Annotated in this window: 15 protein-coding genes; 8 read left to right on the plus strand and 7 right to left on the minus strand. The window is 68.6% G+C overall.

From position 1 onward, the window contains the following. Together ACWDTS_RS20650 and ACWDTS_RS20655 are read right to left on the minus strand one after the other, a co-directional pair. Complete coding sequence (locus tag ACWDTS_RS20650) at positions 1 to 903, minus strand: oxygenase MpaB family protein (RefSeq protein ID WP_450118938.1); 903 nt, start codon at positions 901 to 903, stop codon at positions 1 to 3. A gap of 73 nt (positions 904 to 976) precedes the next feature. Further along, positions 977 to 2,485: an aldehyde dehydrogenase family protein gene (locus ACWDTS_RS20655; protein WP_197256968.1), complete on the minus strand. Its 1,509-nt coding sequence runs from the start codon at positions 2,483 to 2,485 to the stop codon at positions 977 to 979. A gap of 223 nt (positions 2,486 to 2,708) precedes the next feature. Between ACWDTS_RS20655 and ACWDTS_RS20660 the strand changes: the two genes are divergently transcribed. Together ACWDTS_RS20660 and ACWDTS_RS20665 are read left to right on the plus strand one after the other, a co-directional pair. Next, complete coding sequence (locus ACWDTS_RS20660; RefSeq protein ID WP_197256966.1) at positions 2,709 to 3,419, plus strand: GntR family transcriptional regulator; 711 nt, start codon at positions 2,709 to 2,711, stop codon at positions 3,417 to 3,419. Positions 3,420 to 3,513: 94 nt separating this feature from the next. Beyond that, positions 3,514 to 4,368: an oxygenase MpaB family protein gene (locus tag ACWDTS_RS20665; protein WP_197256964.1), complete on the plus strand. Its 855-nt coding sequence runs from the start codon at positions 3,514 to 3,516 to the stop codon at positions 4,366 to 4,368. 99 nt (positions 4,369 to 4,467) lie between these two features. Here ACWDTS_RS20665 and ACWDTS_RS20670 read toward each other — a convergent pair whose 3' ends face one another. The 3 genes from ACWDTS_RS20670 to ACWDTS_RS20680 are packed head-to-tail and all read right to left on the minus strand — an operon-like array spanning position 4,468 to position 7,336. Beyond that, positions 4,468 to 4,944 carry a DUF4334 domain-containing protein gene (locus ACWDTS_RS20670; RefSeq protein ID WP_197256962.1) on the minus strand — a complete coding sequence of 159 codons (477 nt, stop codon included), beginning with the start codon at positions 4,942 to 4,944 and terminating at the stop codon, positions 4,468 to 4,470. Positions 4,945 to 4,955: 11 nt separating this feature from the next. Continuing rightward, positions 4,956 to 6,062 (minus strand): NAD(P)-dependent alcohol dehydrogenase, encoded by a 1,107-nt coding sequence (locus ACWDTS_RS20675; RefSeq protein WP_450118933.1) that lies wholly within the window; start codon positions 6,060 to 6,062, stop codon positions 4,956 to 4,958. Then, complete coding sequence (locus ACWDTS_RS20680; protein WP_450118934.1) at positions 6,059 to 7,336, minus strand: TetR/AcrR family transcriptional regulator; 1,278 nt, start codon at positions 7,334 to 7,336, stop codon at positions 6,059 to 6,061. The genes ACWDTS_RS20675 and ACWDTS_RS20680 overlap by 4 nt, the downstream gene beginning before the upstream one ends. A gap of 220 nt (positions 7,337 to 7,556) precedes the next feature. Here ACWDTS_RS20680 and ACWDTS_RS20685 point away from each other — a divergent pair, with 220 nt between their 5' ends. From ACWDTS_RS20685 to ACWDTS_RS20710, 6 genes are all read left to right on the plus strand, one after another. After that, positions 7,557 to 8,543: an NAD(P)H-dependent flavin oxidoreductase gene (locus ACWDTS_RS20685; protein ID WP_450118935.1), complete on the plus strand. Its 987-nt coding sequence runs from the start codon at positions 7,557 to 7,559 to the stop codon at positions 8,541 to 8,543. Then, positions 8,540 to 9,328 (plus strand): enoyl-CoA hydratase, encoded by a 789-nt coding sequence (locus tag ACWDTS_RS20690; protein WP_248674256.1) that lies wholly within the window; start codon positions 8,540 to 8,542, stop codon positions 9,326 to 9,328. The genes ACWDTS_RS20685 and ACWDTS_RS20690 overlap by 4 nt, the downstream gene beginning before the upstream one ends. Positions 9,329 to 9,592: 264 nt before the next feature. Continuing rightward, complete coding sequence (fadD5, locus tag ACWDTS_RS20695) at positions 9,593 to 11,176, plus strand: fatty-acid--CoA ligase FadD5 (protein WP_248674255.1); 1,584 nt, start codon at positions 9,593 to 9,595, stop codon at positions 11,174 to 11,176. A 183-nt stretch (positions 11,177 to 11,359) separates the two neighbouring features. After that, a complete protein-coding gene (locus tag ACWDTS_RS20700; protein ID WP_197256950.1) occupies positions 11,360 to 11,923 on the plus strand; it encodes a hypothetical protein in 564 nt (187 codons plus the stop codon). Positions 11,924 to 11,969: 46 nt separating this feature from the next. After that, on the plus strand, positions 11,970 to 12,398 hold the full coding sequence (locus ACWDTS_RS20705) for a hypothetical protein (RefSeq protein WP_248674254.1): 429 nt from the start codon (positions 11,970 to 11,972) through the stop codon (positions 12,396 to 12,398). 101 nt (positions 12,399 to 12,499) lie between these two features. Further along, on the plus strand, positions 12,500 to 13,339 hold the full coding sequence (locus tag ACWDTS_RS20710) for an alpha/beta fold hydrolase (protein WP_450118936.1): 840 nt from the start codon (positions 12,500 to 12,502) through the stop codon (positions 13,337 to 13,339). Positions 13,340 to 13,349: 10 nt separating this feature from the next. On the opposite strand, the gene ACWDTS_RS20715 is transcribed toward ACWDTS_RS20710, so the two are convergent. Both ACWDTS_RS20715 and ACWDTS_RS20720 read right to left on the minus strand, forming a co-directional pair. Then, complete coding sequence (locus ACWDTS_RS20715) at positions 13,350 to 14,063, minus strand: type 1 glutamine amidotransferase (protein ID WP_197256946.1); 714 nt, start codon at positions 14,061 to 14,063, stop codon at positions 13,350 to 13,352. Beyond that, entirely contained in the window at positions 14,056 to 15,309 is a 1,254-nt protein-coding gene (locus tag ACWDTS_RS20720) for a Mur ligase family protein (RefSeq protein ID WP_197256944.1), read from the minus strand. Before ACWDTS_RS20720 ends, ACWDTS_RS20715 begins: the two co-directional genes overlap by 8 nt. Positions 15,310 to 15,686: the final 377 nt, after the last annotated feature.

The following is a 15,686-nucleotide window of genomic DNA, read 5'->3' on the forward strand; positions in this document are numbered from 1 at the left end:
TCAGTGGTGTCCGACGCCCAGATCGCGCGGCCGGTAACCGACCGGATAGCCCGGATACGTGCGGTTCTGCGGGTTCTTCGCCGACACCGACGCCCGGCGCTTCGGCAGCAGGCGCACCAGTGCCGACCGCGCACGCAGTGCCGACTCGGCGATCGCCCGCGACCGCGGCGATCCCTGCTCGAATCCGAACGCCGTCGCCATCTGCTCGTCGATCAGCGCATACACCGCCGACGCGACGACCGGCCGGAGCACCGACGGGTACCACGACTCGAACAGCCGCAGCGTGTACGTGCCGATCTTGTTGTTGGAGTCGCTGTAGACGAACTTCGTCCGCTCGTACTCCGTCTTGAAACGGTGGAGCTCCTGGAAGGACTCCGGGATGTCCTTGATGCCCATCCGGATCCCGACCTGGCGGTAGAAGTGGAACGAGGCGAGGCGCTCGTTCGGATGCAGCCGCCGCCAGCCGTACCGGTCGATCCAGTCCAGCGGGTCGTAGATGAACGTCGACAGGACATACAGCATGTCGTCGTTGTCGATCGTGTACATCCCGTGCATCCGGTTGATGTTGCGCAGCGACTCGCGGCCCCGATCGGAGTCGTAGCCGTGCTCGATCAGCTCGGCCATCAGCAGCGACGTGTCGTCGTACCGCTTTTGCGGTCGCTTCTCGAACTCCCCGGTGCGCGCCAGCAAGTCGGAGATCGTCGGCACGCAGTAGGTGCGGAACAGAGCGAACTCGAGCGAGCGCTGGTAGTCCCACGGGAACTCGTAGCCCGCCGTGATGCGCATGATGTCCTGATGGTGGGTGACGGGGTCGAGACCCTCGATCACCCTCAGCCACCCGAGGCGCCCGCGCTTCGGATGCGGATCACGATCGGGCGCAGGGAACGAACCCGCCTTCTCGATGCGGGCCGCGGGCACCGCCGCGACCGCGGGCTTGCGGGTGCGGCGGGTGGACGGACGTGTCGTGGTCACGCGATCACCGACCGTGCATGTACTTGAGCATGGCGGCGGAGATCTTCATGTCCCGCTCGGACCGCTCGAGCGACATCAGGTTCAGAGGAGCCTTGAACTTCTCGACCGTGACGGCCTTCGGGCGGCTGAACTCGCGCAGGCCGTCGGCACCGTGGATACGGCCGAAACCGGACTCGCCGATGCCACCGAACGGCAGCGACGGGATGCCCGCGAAACCGAGGACCGAGTTCACCGACACCATGCCGTTGTTCAGGCGTTCGGCGATCGCGCGACCCCGCGACTTGCTCTTGGTGAAGATCGACGCGCCGAGACCGTAGCTGGTGCCGTTCGCGCGCTCCACGGCCTCGTCGAGGTCGCGCACCTTGTTGACGACGACGGTCGGGCCGAACGTCTCCTCACACACCGCGCTGGACGTCTCCGGCACGTTCGTGAGGATCACCGGCTCGACGTACCGCTCCTTGACGGACTCGGGGCCGCCGACGACGGCGGTGCCGCCCTTGGCGAGGGCGTCCTCGACGTGGCTGCGCACGACGTCGATCTGGCGCGGCAGGGTCATCGGGCCGTAGGTGGAATCGTCCGTGCCGCCGGGGACGGCCCGCTCGACGGCCGCGACGAACTTGTCCAGGAACTGCTGGTAGACCGACTCGACGACGTAGACGCGCTCGACGCCGGCGCAGGTCTGGCCGGCGTTGCCGAAGGCACCGAACGCGGCGAACTGCACGGCCTTGTCCAGGTCGGCGTCCGCGGCGACGATCATCGCGTCCTTGCCGCCGCACTCGGCGACGAGTGGGGTGAGGGTTTCGGCGCACACTGCCATGACCTTGCGGGCGGTCGGGCCGGAACCGGTGAACGCGATCTTGTCCACGCCGGAGCGGGCGAGTGCCGCGCCCGTCTCACCGAGACCGGTGATCACCTGGAAGACCGGCTGGGTCGGGGCGATCGAGTTCCACTTGGTCTCGAGCCACTTGCCGACGCCGGGCGTGAGTTCGCTGGGCTTGAACACGATGGCGTTGCCGGCGGCGAGGGCGTACGAGATCGAACCCATCGGGGTGTACACCGGGTAGTTCCACGGCCCGATGACGCCGACGACGCCGAGCGCCTTGTATTCGAGCGTCGCCGCCTGGTTGAAGCTCGCGAGGCCGGACGGCACCTTGCGCGCCTTGAGAACCTTCTTCGCGTTCTTCGCCGCCCAGTCGAGATGCTCGATGGCGAGCATCACTTCGAGAAACGCGTCGCCGTGCGGCTTTCCGGTCTCGGCAGAGACGACGCTCGCGAGCGAGTCGGCGTCCACCGCGATGGCCTTCTTGAATTCGAGCAGCCAGTCGCGGCGGCCGCGGAAGCCCTGAGCGTCCCACCAACGGGCGGCGGTCCGAGCGCGTTCGACCGCGCCGGCGACGTCTGCGGTGGTGGCGATCGGATATTCGGCGAGCACATTGCCGTTGCGCGGATCGAGGCTGGCGAACGTGGTGGCCGCCTCTCCTGTCGTCTCGGTGGGGGTCAGTTCCTGGGTCATTGGCGCCGCTTCCTTGGCCGAGCGCATCACATATATTTGATGCGATTCCTGGTAATGCGTTTCACACTAGGCTGCGCGTCCCGCGTCGACAACCCCTCGTGGGCAGGTGTGGCCGTATTCGCCCGATCCGGGAGCGCGAAAAGGCGAAATGACAACCGGCCACGCCCTATTCGCCTGTTGCCCGCGATCGGATCGTTGCGCGAGAGAAGGATGAGGAGAGGCGATGGCTGCACCCACACGCACGTCCCGCGGCACGGGATCGGCGCGACGGCCGCAACTGTCCGACGAGGTCGCGGCGCATCTGCGCGGGTCGATCATGTCCGGTGAACTCCGTCCCGGCGACTTCGTCCGGCTCGACGAAACCGCCTCCGACCTGGGCGTCAGCGTCACGCCCGTGCGCGAGGCGCTGCTGACGCTGCGGGGGGAGGGGATGGTGGAGTCGGTCCCCAACCGCGGGTACGTCGTCGCACCGTTCGGGTCCGGCGACGTCGCCGACGTCTTCTGGTTGCAGGGGCGCATCGCGGTGGAGCTGGCTCTCCGCGTCGTCGATCGTGCGAAGGAGGCCGATCTCGATCGCCTGGACGAGCTCAATCAGGCTCTGGCTGCGGCGGTTTCGTCGTCCCGGGGTGGGGATCCGGACGTCGAGCGAATCGCGGATGCCGAGTTCGTCTTCCATCGGGAACTCAACCGCCTCGCGCACAGTCCGAAGCTGGCCTGGTTCCTCGGCAGCGCCGCCCGCAACACCCCGTACCGCCTCTACGCAGGGGATATCGGGTGGGGCGAGCGGGCCGTCGAATCGCATCGGCGCCTGATCGCCGCTCTGCGTACCCGCGACCGCGACGCCGTGCGAGGCGAAACCCTGTCCCTGTTCGACGACGCCGCGAAGCGCCTCGTGACGCATCTCGAGCGCGTCGGTTTCGGGTCCGCGGAGTAGGGCCGTTCGACCCCTTGTGAAATCTGCACACACCCGTGCACAATATTGGGTGACCGTGTAGCACTCGGAATTTCGCTGAGAAGAGGACGAACCGATGGGGACCCGTACGGAAGAGCGTGTCGAAACGTCTGCGCCGGAAACGCCGGCGGCGGTGCCGCCGATCCCGCCCGGCTCGGTGAACCTGAACGACTTCGTCGGTGAGTCCATGCTGCTCCTCGGCGCCGGCGCCACCGTGCTGCTGCAGCTCGCCGAGCGTGGGGTCGGGTACGGCGTCGCCGACCACAGCACGACCCTGCAGCGGCCGCTCGACCGTCTGCGCACCACGATGACCTACGTCTACGCCGTCACCCTCGGCACCGAGGAGGAGAAGAAGGCGATCGTCCGGCTGGTCAACAAGGCCCACGTGCCGGTGCGCTCGGAGACCTACAGCGCATTCGATCCCGAGCTGCAGTTGTGGGTCGCGGCAACGCTGTACCGCAACGGTCTGAACATGTACGAGCGCTTCTTCGGGAAGCTGTCCGACGCCGACGCCGAGCGCATCTACCGGCAGTCCGCGGTCTACGGCACCGCGCTGCAGGTCAAGGAAGAGATGTGGCCGGCGACCCGGGCCGAGTTCGACGCCTACTGGGACGAGAAGATCTCAACCCTCCAGGTCGACGACAAGGTCCGCGCGTACACCCGCGTGCTGCTCAGCGGCGGCGACTCGCCGTTGCCGGTGCGCCTCGCCATGCCGCTGCAGCGGTTCCTCACGATCGGCCTTCTGCCGCAGCGTATCCGGGACGAGTTCGCGCTCCCGTGGAGTCCCCGCGACCAGCGCCGCTTCGACCGTCTCATGGCCACGATCGGAGCCGTCTACGTCAAGGTGCCCCGTCCGATCCGGCAGCTGTCGGCGACCTACTACCTGCGCGACATGCGCCGCCGCTTCGCCGCCGACAAGCACATCATCTGATCGTCGGACGTTGCGCTCGCCTCGGCGAGGTCCCGCGCACTACCGGGTAACGGGAGTCGACATCCGGTCCGGCCGGATGTCGGCCCCCACCAACGGGTTTCAGAGAGCGACGTCGCGCTCGAGGCCGAACCAGTAGTGCTCGCCGTTGTCGAAGACCAGCCGGCCCTTGCCGTTCATCACGCCGATCAGCGTGTCGTCGTCGACCTTCTTGAAGTGGTCGAAGATCGGCATGCCGTCGTACACCATGGTCGCGGTGACCTCACCGCGGAACCGCACCTCCCACAGCGACGCGCCGCCGCGACCGGTGGCCTTGTCGGAGAAGAGGTTTCCGTCTTCATCGTAGCACAGCAACGGCTGGGCGCTCTCGGCGGAGGCGAACGACTTGCCGTACCAGCGTGCCGCGCCCAGCATCTGGTGCGTGTGGTGACCGGTGTCGAAACTGAATCCGCGCCACCGATATCCGACCAGATCGTCGATCGTGGCCGGTTCGAGTCGGTCCCACACCGCGTCGAGTTCACGCGGATCGATGCGATCCGTGCGGGCACGCAGGGCCGCGACGTCCTCCTGGACCGTCATCCCAAACTCCTTCACTGTTCGAATGTCAGTACCGCTTTGACGACTTCGCCCGCCTCGACCGCGGCGAGTGCGTCGCCGAACTTCTCGAACGGGAACGTCCGAACCAGCGCGTCCACCGGGAACCGGCCCTCGCGCCACAACCGGGCGAGTTGTGGCAGGAACACGTGCGGATCGCTGTCACCCTCGATGACCCCGGTCAGGGTGCGACCGCTGAGCAGGTGCGTCTGGTCGACGGTGATCGGGTTGCGTCCCGCGCGCAGGCCCAGCGTGGCGCACGTTCCGGGACTGGCCAGCGACGACAGCGCCTGCCGGATCACCGTCTCGGACCCGACCGACTCGACCGCGAAATCGGCTCCGCCTCCGGTCAGTTCGCGGATTCGTCGCGCCGTGTTCTCGTCCGGGGACAGGACGGTGGTCGCGCCCAGTTGCCCCGCGACGTCGTGCCGCCGCGGATTCGGATCGATTCCGACGATCGTGGTGCATCCGGCGATCTTCGCCGCCGCGATCGCGGCCATGCCGACCGCACCGAGCCCGAACACCGCGATCGACGAGCCGGGCTCGGGTCGCAGCGTGTTCAGTACCGTGCCGGCGCCGGTCTGCAGGCCGCAGCCGAGGGGCCCCGCGAGCGCCACCGGCACGTCGTCGGGCAGGCGCACGGCGTTGCGCGCGGTCGCGACCGCCAGCGACGAGAACGACGACTGCCCGAACCAGTTGCCGTGGACGGGTTCGCCCGCGGCGTCGTGCATCGTGGTGCTGCCGTCGGGTCGGCGGCCCCCGTAGTTGAGGGGTGCGAACCGGGTGCAGTAGGCGGGTCGACCGCGGCTGCAGTTGCGGCACGTACGACACGAGTCGAATCCGAGGACCACCGCGTCGCCGACCGCGAGTTCGGTGACCTCCGAGCCGATCTCGGCGACGATGCCGGCGCCTTCGTGCCCGAGCACCGCGGGCAGCGGCAGGGGAACACCACCGTCGGCGGCGGTGAGGTCGGTGTGACAGATGCCGACGCCCGCGATGCGCACGAGCACTTCGTCGGGGCGCAGGTCCGGGACGGTGACGGTTTCGAGGGCGGGGGCGCTGCCGTGCGCGCGCAGCACCGCCGCGGTCGCGGTGCGGGTCATGCGCCGGCCTGCCCGGTGTTGTCGCCGAGCAGGACGGCAAGCATCAACTGCTGCACGCGCTTCAGGTTCGACGGAGCCGGATCGAATCGCACGAGCCGGCCGCTGTCGAGGACCAGATTGAGGGCCGCGTGGACGAGGAAACGGCACTCGACCGCGGACAGTTCGGGCCGCACCTCACCGACCAGGCGGGCCCACTCGTCGACGTGCAGCCGCTGCACGTTGCGAAGGTCCGCGCGATGGGAGTCGGGCAGATTCCCGATCTCGGCGAAGTACACCGACATCAGCTCGCTGCGTTCGAACGCCAATCGCACGTAGACCTCGGTGAGCGCGTCGATCGCTTCGGACGGAGTCGTGGACTCGGCGAGCGCCGAACCGACGGCGACGGCCAGCCGGTCGGCGGCCCGGTGGAAGGCCGCGGCGAGCAGATCCGCCTTGCTGGCGAAGTGCCGGTAGACGCCGGAGGCGTTGATACCCGCGGCCGCACCGATCTCCTCGATGCTCACCTCGTGGTACCCGTGGGCATCGAACAGGAGGATCGCCTCGCGCAGGAGCACCTCACGCCGGTTGGCGACCGCGAGTCCCGGACCCCGCGTGGGCTCGTCCGTCTGCGGCTCGTCCGGCTCGAGTTCGGTGCCGATCACGGCATGGCACGCGCCGAGCAGCAGCTGCTCGAGCCGGCGGCTCGCGAGGGGAGCCCGATGGGCGGTGATGGAGCCGATGACGCTGAGCACCGCGCTGCTGAGCAGCACGTAGTCGGACCTGGCCAGGCCGGGCCGGACCCCGGCGATCGTCTCGCCGATGCGGCTGTTGATGTCCCGCATCATGCGGTCGATCTCGGCGCGGTCCTCCTTCGTGAGGTACCGCCGATCCCAGCGGTACAGACCGCCGGTGCGGCGGTTGTCGATGGAGGTGCGGATCGTCGCGAGCAGCTGCCGGTCGAGTTCGTCCTGCGGACCGAGTCCGGCGGCGTCGGAGTCCGGATCGGGCGCGGCCACGGCGGCCTGCAGAGCCTCGGTCAGTGCGGTCACCGCGTGCAGGAACAACGCGTACTTGTTGGGGAAGTGCCGATAGAGCGCGGGACCGGAGATGCCGACGGCCGCGGCGATCTCGTCGACGCTGACCCCGTGGTATCCGCGTTCGCTGAACGCCTCGGCCGCGACCGTGGCTATCTGCGCCTTCCGGTTCTTCGGGCGGCGCCGGGGTGCGGGCCGGTTGGAATCGTCGGCTGCGCGGGTGCGGCTCGGGCGACTCTCGACCTGTGCCTGTTCGGCCACAGGGCCTCCTCGCGTTCGGGGTCTCTGTCTCTAAGGTAACAATCCTACTCCACGCCCGACAGCATCAGGAAGCACCCGAACTTCGGGAAAACTGCAGTACACAACGTATTGACAAAGCGCGAGGTGAGAATCAAAGTTAATGACGATTCTCAGACTTAGTGACGGGCGGGCTGTGCGTCCCCGCCCTTCCGACGACATTGCGCGGATCCCGGGAGGACCTGTGAGAACCCGATTTACCGAGGCGTTCGGCGTCGAGCATCCGATCGTTCAGGGCGGCATGATGTGGGTCGGCCGCGCCGAACTCGTCGCCGCGGTGGCGAACGCGGGGGCGCTCGGATTCATCACCGCCCTCACCCAGCCCACACCCGAGGATCTGGTGCGCGAGATCGCACGGACCCGCGAACTCACCGACAAGCCGTTCGGCGTGAACCTGACGATCCTGCCGTCGATCACGCCGCCGCCCTACGCCGAATACCGGCAGGCGATCATCAAGTCCGGCATCAAGATTGTCGAGACCGCCGGGTCGAACCCGGTGGATCACCTGCCGTTCTTCAAGGACGCCGGCATCAAGGTGATCCACAAGTGCACGAGCGTGCGCCACGCCGTCAAGGCCGAGCGGGTGGGTGTCGACGCGGTGAGCATCGACGGTTTCGAGTGCGCCGGCCACCCCGGTGAGGACGATGTGCCCGGCCTCGTGCTGATCCCCGCCGCGACCCGCAAGCTCCGGATTCCGGTGATCGCCTCCGGCGGTATCGCCGACGCCCGCGGTCTCGTCGCGGCACTCGCACTCGGCGCCGACGGCGTCAACATGGGGACCCGGTTCATGTGCACCGTCGAGTCGCCCGTCGCGCACGCGGTCAAGGAGCAGATCGTCGCGAACAGCGAACTCGACACGAAGCTGATCTTCCGCACCCTGCACAACACCGCACGGGTCGCGGCCAACGTGGTCAGCGCCGAGGTAGTCGAGATCGAGTCCCGCGGAGCCGAATTCAAGGACATCCAGCACCTGGTGGCGGGCGCCCGGGGTCGCAAGGTCTTCGAGGAAGGCGACATCGACGCCGGCATCTGGACCGCCGGGCAGTGCCAGGGCCTGATCGACGACATCCCCACCGTGGCTGAGCTCGTCGAGCGGATGGTCACGGAGGCGGAATCGATCATCGCAGGTCGCCTCACGAGCTTCCTCGATCCGGCGGCGGTGCAGGCATGACCGGCGGCGGTGAGGCGGCCGTGCAGGGCCTGCGGTCGGAGCTGATCGACAACGTTCTGTGGCTGACGATCGACCGGCCCAAGCGAATGAACGCGGTCGATCTCGCCACGATCGGCGCCCTGCGAGACACCGTCGACGCGGCGGGCGAGAATCCGGACGTCCGCACAATTGTCATCACGGGCGAGGGCACGGCGTTCTGCACCGGCGCGGATCTGGCTGCGGGAGCGGAGAACCCGTCCGATCCGGCGGTCACGATGGACACCGCGAACGCATTGATCCGCTCCATCGCCACCGTGCCGGTTCCGGTCATCGCGGCGGTCAACGGACCGGCCGCTGGATTCGGGGTGTCGATCGCCATCGCCGCAGACTTCACGTACGCCGCCGAGAGCGCGTACTTCTTCCTCTCCTTCGTCAACGTCGGCCTGATGGCGGACGGCGGGTCGAGCCTGCTCGTCCCGGCGGCGATCGGGCGGGCCCGTGCAGCCGAGATGGCGTTGCTCGGCAACCGGGTCTCCGCGGCGGACGCCGACCGGTTCGGTCTCGTGGGGAAGACCCTGCCGGACGATCAGCTCCTCGACCACGTCCGGACGGTCGCGGCACGGACCGCGGCGGGACCGCGACGCGCCTTGGCCCTGACCAAACAGGCGCTGAACGCAGCGACGCTCGGTGCGCTGGACGAGGCACTCGAACGGGAGAAGGCCGGCCAGACGGAGCTGCTGACGTCCGCGGACTTCTTCGAGGGTGCCACCGCGATGCTGCAGAAGCGACCCCCGCGTTTCGCCTGACGACCGACGATGCACTTGTCACCGCTGGTTCGCGGTGTGCTCCGGCGGCCCACGCTACCGGCGCACACCGCTCTGGCCAGCGGATTACGAGATGCTGCGGGCCGCAGTTCCTCCGGAATCACGTGCCCGTGAACGTCCGAAGAATTCGAGAATCCACGTTAACAAAGGGCCTGGCGCAGACCCCTCGGCATCTGTAATGTGTGTCACAACGTAACGGTGCCGACCTCGCCGGTTCGCTCCCCGTCCCCTCGAGAGGAACAGTCGATGACCGCTACCTCCGCACGCTCGGAGTCCACGCGCTTCCGCAACAACAACTGGAACAACCAGGTCGCCCGCCACGCCCTGATGATCCCCGAGCGCACGGCGCTGCGATTCCAGGGTGAGTCGATCACCTGGGCGCAGCTCGACGAGCGGGTCGACAAGCTCGCCGACGCACTGTCGCGGCGCGGCGTCGGTTTCGGCGACCGCGTCATCATCCTGATGCTCAACCGCCCCGAGTACCTCGAGACCGTGCTCGCCGCGAACGCGCTCGGCGCGATCGCCGTACCGGTCAACTTCCGGCTCACGCCGCCCGAGGTGGCATTCCTCATCGCGGACTCCGGTTCCAAGGCCATCGTCGTGGAGGGACCGCTCGTCCCGCTCGCCGATGCGGCGCGTGCGCAGTCGGAGGGCCTGGACCTGGTCGTCACCGTCGGCGCGGACCCGCAGGGCGACGCCGTGGCCTACGAGGATCTCGTCGCGGAAGAAGGGGAAGCGCACGAGCCCCTGGATATTCCGAACGACACGCCCGCGCTGATCATGTACACCTCGGGAACGACGGGCCGGCCCAAGGGCGCGGTGCTGACGCACTCGAATATGGAAGCACAGTCCCTCACCTGCATCCGCGCATTCCACAACTTCGGTGACGACACGATCAGCTTCTGTGCGTCGCCGATGTTCCACATCGCCGCGCTCGGCTCGATGGCCCCGAGTCTGATGCTCGGTCAGACGACCGTCATCTACCCGGTCGGCGCGTTCGACCCGAACACGCTGCTCGACGTCCTGGAGGCCGAAAAAGTCACGAGTCTGTTCCTCGTTCCGGTGCAGTGGCAGGCGATGTGTGCTGCGCAGCAGGCGAATCCGCGCAAGCTCTCGCTGCGCAACATCTCCTGGGGAGCGGCACCGAGTTCGGACACGATCCTGCGGGCCATGGCCGAGACCTTCCCGGAGGCGTCGAACGTCGCCGTGTTCGGGCAGACCGAGATGTCGCCGATCACGTGTGTTCTCAACGGCGAGGACGCGATTCGCAAGCTCGGTTCCGTCGGCCAGGTCATCCCGACGATCCAGGCTCGCGTCGTCGACGACGAGATGAACGACGTCGCGCCCGGCGAGGTCGGTGAGATCGTCTACCGCGGACCGACCATGATGCGCGAGTACTGGAACAACGAGGCTGCGACCGCGGATGCGTTCGCGGGCGGCTGGTTCCACTCCGGCGACCTCGTGCGCGTCGACGAAGAAGGCTTCGTCTACGTCGTGGACCGCAAGAAGGACATGATCATCTCCGGCGGCGAGAACATCTACTGCGCCGAGGTCGAGAACGTCCTGTACGGCCACGAGAAGGTGCTCGAGGCCGCGGTGATCGGCCGTCCGGATGCCAAGTGGGGTGAGGTTCCGGTCGCGGTCGTCGCACTGGCTCCCGGCGCCGACGATCTCACGATCGAGGAACTGCAGCCGTACCTCGACGAGAACCTGGCGCGCTACAAGCACCCGAAGGAAGTGGTGATCGTCGAGGCCCTGCCGCGCAACGCGAGCGGCAAGGTCGTCAAGCACGAACTGCGTGGAGGACTCTCGGCCGTCGTGCAGGGCTGACGGTCGAGTTGGGGGGCACATGGCGGGGGGAGCCGTGTGCCCCCGGTCGGGGGATGGTCGGGGGGATTTCGGAACACGACGACAGGGGCATCGTGTCCGGACCGGGGGGGCAGCGGTCAAACCGCTGCCCCCGGTGTCGAGTTTCAAGAAACGGCGGAAATCGCTGGAAGGACTGCGCGACTGATGGCAACGACGGATACGTCGGACGGCAAGGCTCCAGAGGTGACAGCACCTTTCGAAGCGATCGAGGTTCCCGAGCGGACGTCGACCAAGGCCGGTTCGGGCCGGCAGTGGATCGTGAGGGGCCTGGTTCTCGTGCTCGCGATCGCCGCCGGGACCTTCGCCGTGCTGTGGTGGCGGGCCGAGTCGGCGGACCGGTTGCGCACCGAGGCACTCGACAGTGCCCGCGAGTACGCGATCACGCTGGGCACCTACGACTTCCAGGGTTTCGACGCCTCGATCGCCGCGGTCACCGAGATCTCCACGGACGAGTTCGCGGCGAAGTACAACACGGTCGCCGGCGAGCTGCGGTCGCTGGTCGAGAACGGACAGGGCAGCTCGGTCGCGCGCGCCGATCACGCCGCCGTCGAAACCGTCGACGGCGACCGCGCGACGGTACTGGTGTTCCTCGACCAGGATGTGAAGAACGTGGCCGTGCCGGAGGGGCGCACCGACGCGACGCGGTTCCTGATCACGCTGGAGCGTGATGGCGACCGGTGGCTGCTGGACGGTGCCGACGCGAAGTGACAGCCCACGGCGAGAGCCGTGAGCGGGGGGAGGGGGAGCCGACGTGGTGGATCAGACCAGGCCGAACGATCCGAGCCGGCTGCGGCGTCTCACCGCCGCAGCGCTGAACGCCGACGCGACGATCGCTCGGATCGACGACGTCTCCGGCGGGATCGCGGCATCGCTCGACGAGTTCAACCGGGTGCTCGCCTCCTTCGATTCGAGGCTCGGGGACTTCGAGACCGTCGTCGATCGCCTCGGTGGCTCGATCGACAGGGTCGACGCGACGCTGGTCGGCGTCGAGAAGATCGTCGGCACGGTCGAGTGGCTCTTCGCCCCGGTCACGGCCGTGCGCGAGCTGGTGCAACGACCGGAAGTGTCGGCGCTGGCCGATCAGGCGATCGCGGCCGGAAATGCACTTGCGCTCTCGATTGTGACGCGCGTAACATCGTTGGTGCGAATCGAGCAGACGTCCGAGGACGACAGAGGCTCGTGAAGCAGAGATCCGGCCCGGAGTTCGCGTAAAGCGAATATTCGGGCCGAACCCCTGTTCAGGGGCAGTTCGCGGTTCGGGGACAGATCGCAACGGGGGGCCGGGTGCCGGAGCGCATCGAATCGTTCAGCAGGGCGGGACTGACCTTCGACGTCCGCGACCACGGACCGCTCGACGGCGAACCGATAGTGCTCTTGCACGGATTCCCGCAGGACGCCCGCTCGTGGGACGGGGTGGCACCGTTGCTGCACGCCCGCGGGTACCGCACGATCGCACCGGACCAACGCGGCTACTCGCCCGGCGCGCGCCCGCGCCGGCGCCGTGACTACCGGCAGTCCGAACTCGTCGCCGACACGGCGGCGCTCATCGACCGGATCGGGCGGCCGCTCCACGTGGTCGGACACGACTGGGGCGCGGTCGTCGCGTGGGCGACCGCCGCCCGTCATCCGCACCTGGTGCGGTCGCTCACCGCCGTGTCGGTGCCGCATCCCGCCGCGTTCGTCCGGGCGCTGGGCACGAGCCTGCAGCTGTTCCGATCCTGGTACATGCTCTTCTTCCAGCTGCCCGGGCTGCCCGAGCGGTTGTTCGCCGACGAGAAGACGGCACGCCGGGTGCTGCGGCGCAGCGGTCAGCCGGCGAATGCCGCCGCCCGCGACGCGGCGCGACTGGCGGATCGTGCCGCGGTGCGCGGAGGTCTGAACTGGTATCGGGCGTTGTCGGTGTGGTCGCCGCGCGAGGCCGTCGGCCGGGTGCCGGTGCCCACGCTGATGGTGTGGAGCGACGGCGACTTCGCGATCGGACGGTCCGGCCCCGCGGCGAGCGGTCGCTGGGTCACCGGCCCGTTCCGGTTCGAGACACTGCCCGGTGTGAGCCACTGGATCCCGGACGAGGTCCCCGAAGCGCTCGCCGAACTCGTCGTCGAGCACGTCGGCGGCCGGGGCTGAACCGGTCCGGTCAGTTCGTCCGCAGGCGCTCGCGGCGCAGCTGTTCGACCTCCGGGAGATCCAGCGGTGCCAGTGCGTCGACGCCGAGCGCGCGCGCCAGCAGCAGATCGGCCAACTCCGGGTTGCGGGCCAGCACCGGGCCGTGAAGGTACGTACCGAACACGGAGCCCTGCACAGCGCCTTCGAGGCCGTCGCCGACACCGTTGCCGACGCCGCGGGTCACTCGGCCCAGGCCCCGCGCCGACGACCCGAGAGTCGTTCCGCCACGGTGGTTCTCGAATCCGGTGAGCGGCTGTGTGAGGCCCTCGACGGCGGGGGAGATCACGATCTCGCCGATCGCGCGGGTCTTCTGCGGTGTGGTGGTCACGTCGAGCAGGCCGACACCGTCGACGCGTTCGCCCGCCGACGTCTCGTACCAGTGGCCGAGCACCTGGATGGCCGCGCAGATCGCCAGCACCGGTGCGCCGCGCTCGGCGGCGCGCTGCAGGCCCGGGTAGCGCAGCAGGTGCCGGGTCGCGAGCCGCTGCGCCGAGTCCTCGGCGCCGCCGAGTGTGTACAGGTCCATCGAATCCGGCACCGGATCCTCCAGGCCGATGGGGACGATCTCGGCGTCGTATCCGCGCATCCGCAGACGTTGCCGCAGCACGAGGGCGTTGCCGCCGTCCCCGTAGGTGCCCATCACGTCGGGCAGGATCAGGCCGATGCGCACGGTCGACTCAGGCATGTGCAGATCCCTTCGCGAGCGCAGTGTTCAGATCCCGGAACGCGGTGTAGTTGGCGAGTACCTCCACCCGGCCGGGAGGGCAGGACGCGATGGCGCGCAACGGATCCGGCACCAGTGTGTGTTCGACGCCCGCGTAGGTGAGGCGGACCCCGAGATCGGTTCCGCGTTCACCGGACGCGACGACCTGCACACCGTCGAAGTGCTCGAACCGCACATCCCACAGCCACGACAGATCCTCGCCGTCCGGCACCTGACCGTTGACGGCGATGACGAGACCGTCGACGGTCGGGTCGATCATGGACAGCGCTTCCTGCCAGCCCGCGGGGTTCTTCGCCAGCAGCATGCGCACCGAATGCGGGCCCACCTGCACCGTCGAATACCGGCCGGCGACCTCTTCGACGATCGAGGCCGCGGCGACCGCCTCGGCCGGATCGGCGCCGAGCGCGACGGCGGCGGCGACCGCCTGCGCGGCATTGCCCCGATTGGCGCGACCGGGCAGGGTCAGCTTCATCGGCAGCACCAGCCCGTCCGGGCCGTACAGGTTCTCGTCGTCGACCCACCAATGAGGCTGGGGCCGAGCGAAATCGGAGCCACTGCTGTACCAGTGGTCGCCGTCGCGGACGATGGGCTCGCCGGAGCGGGGGCAGCTGACCGAGTCGTTGGCCCAGCCGGCACCCGCCGCCACCCACACGACGTTCGGGTTGTCGTAGGCCGCGGAGGTGACGAGGACGTCGTCGCAGTTCGCGACGATCACGGCATCGGGATGACGCTGCAGACCCGCGCGCAATTTGCGTTCGATCATGTTGATCTCGCCGACGCGGTCGAGCTGGTCGCGGCTGAGATTGAGCAGCACGATCGCCTGCGGATCGAGTGCGTCGGCGACGTGCGGTGTGTGCAGCTCGTCGACCTCGATCGCGGCGAGCGGCGCGGTGAGGTTCGAGGCGAGGGTGGAGACGATGCCGGCGTCCATGTTCGCCCCGTCCGGCTGCGTCGCGACGTCGTCGAGAGTTGCGAGCGCGGCCGCGGTCATGCGGGTCGTGGTGGACTTGCCGTTGGTGCCGGTGACGAGCACCGTTCTCCGGCCGTGACCGAGCTGCTTCATCAGCGTCGGATCGATCTTCAGGGCGATCAGCCCGCCGATCATCGAGCCCTTGCCGCGTCCGGCCTTCTGCGACGCCCACGCGGCTGCCTTCGCCGCGCGCAACGCCAACCGGCCGCGCGTGGTGATTCCAGTGCTAGTACCCACCCCGGCGAGTTTTCCACAGCTGCGTTCGGGCTGCGGAGCCGAGTGGTGTACGTGCGGTCACACCGCGACCGGACGGCCGGAATCGCTCACAGACCGGCCGTGGGCGGGTGCGAGCATGTGCCGCGCGTGCTCCCTGGCACCGGACGCAGGGATCGAGGGGGAGACGGCCGGCGGAGGTGAGTTCCGTGCTCGAGAACGAGACGACCGGGATCGGGGCGAAGAGCTGCCGATTGCCTCGCCCGGGCGGTGCCGGCACGTGGAGCGGCGCTCCGCGCCGGTGTGCCTTTGTGGCGCCTCCGACCGCCACAAAGGCACACCGGCGCCGCAGGCGCCTTAGGAGAGAGCCGAACCCGTAAGCGCCAGGAAAACCACCGCGG

This window comes from Rhodococcus sp. NPDC003383 (assembly GCF_053589115.1).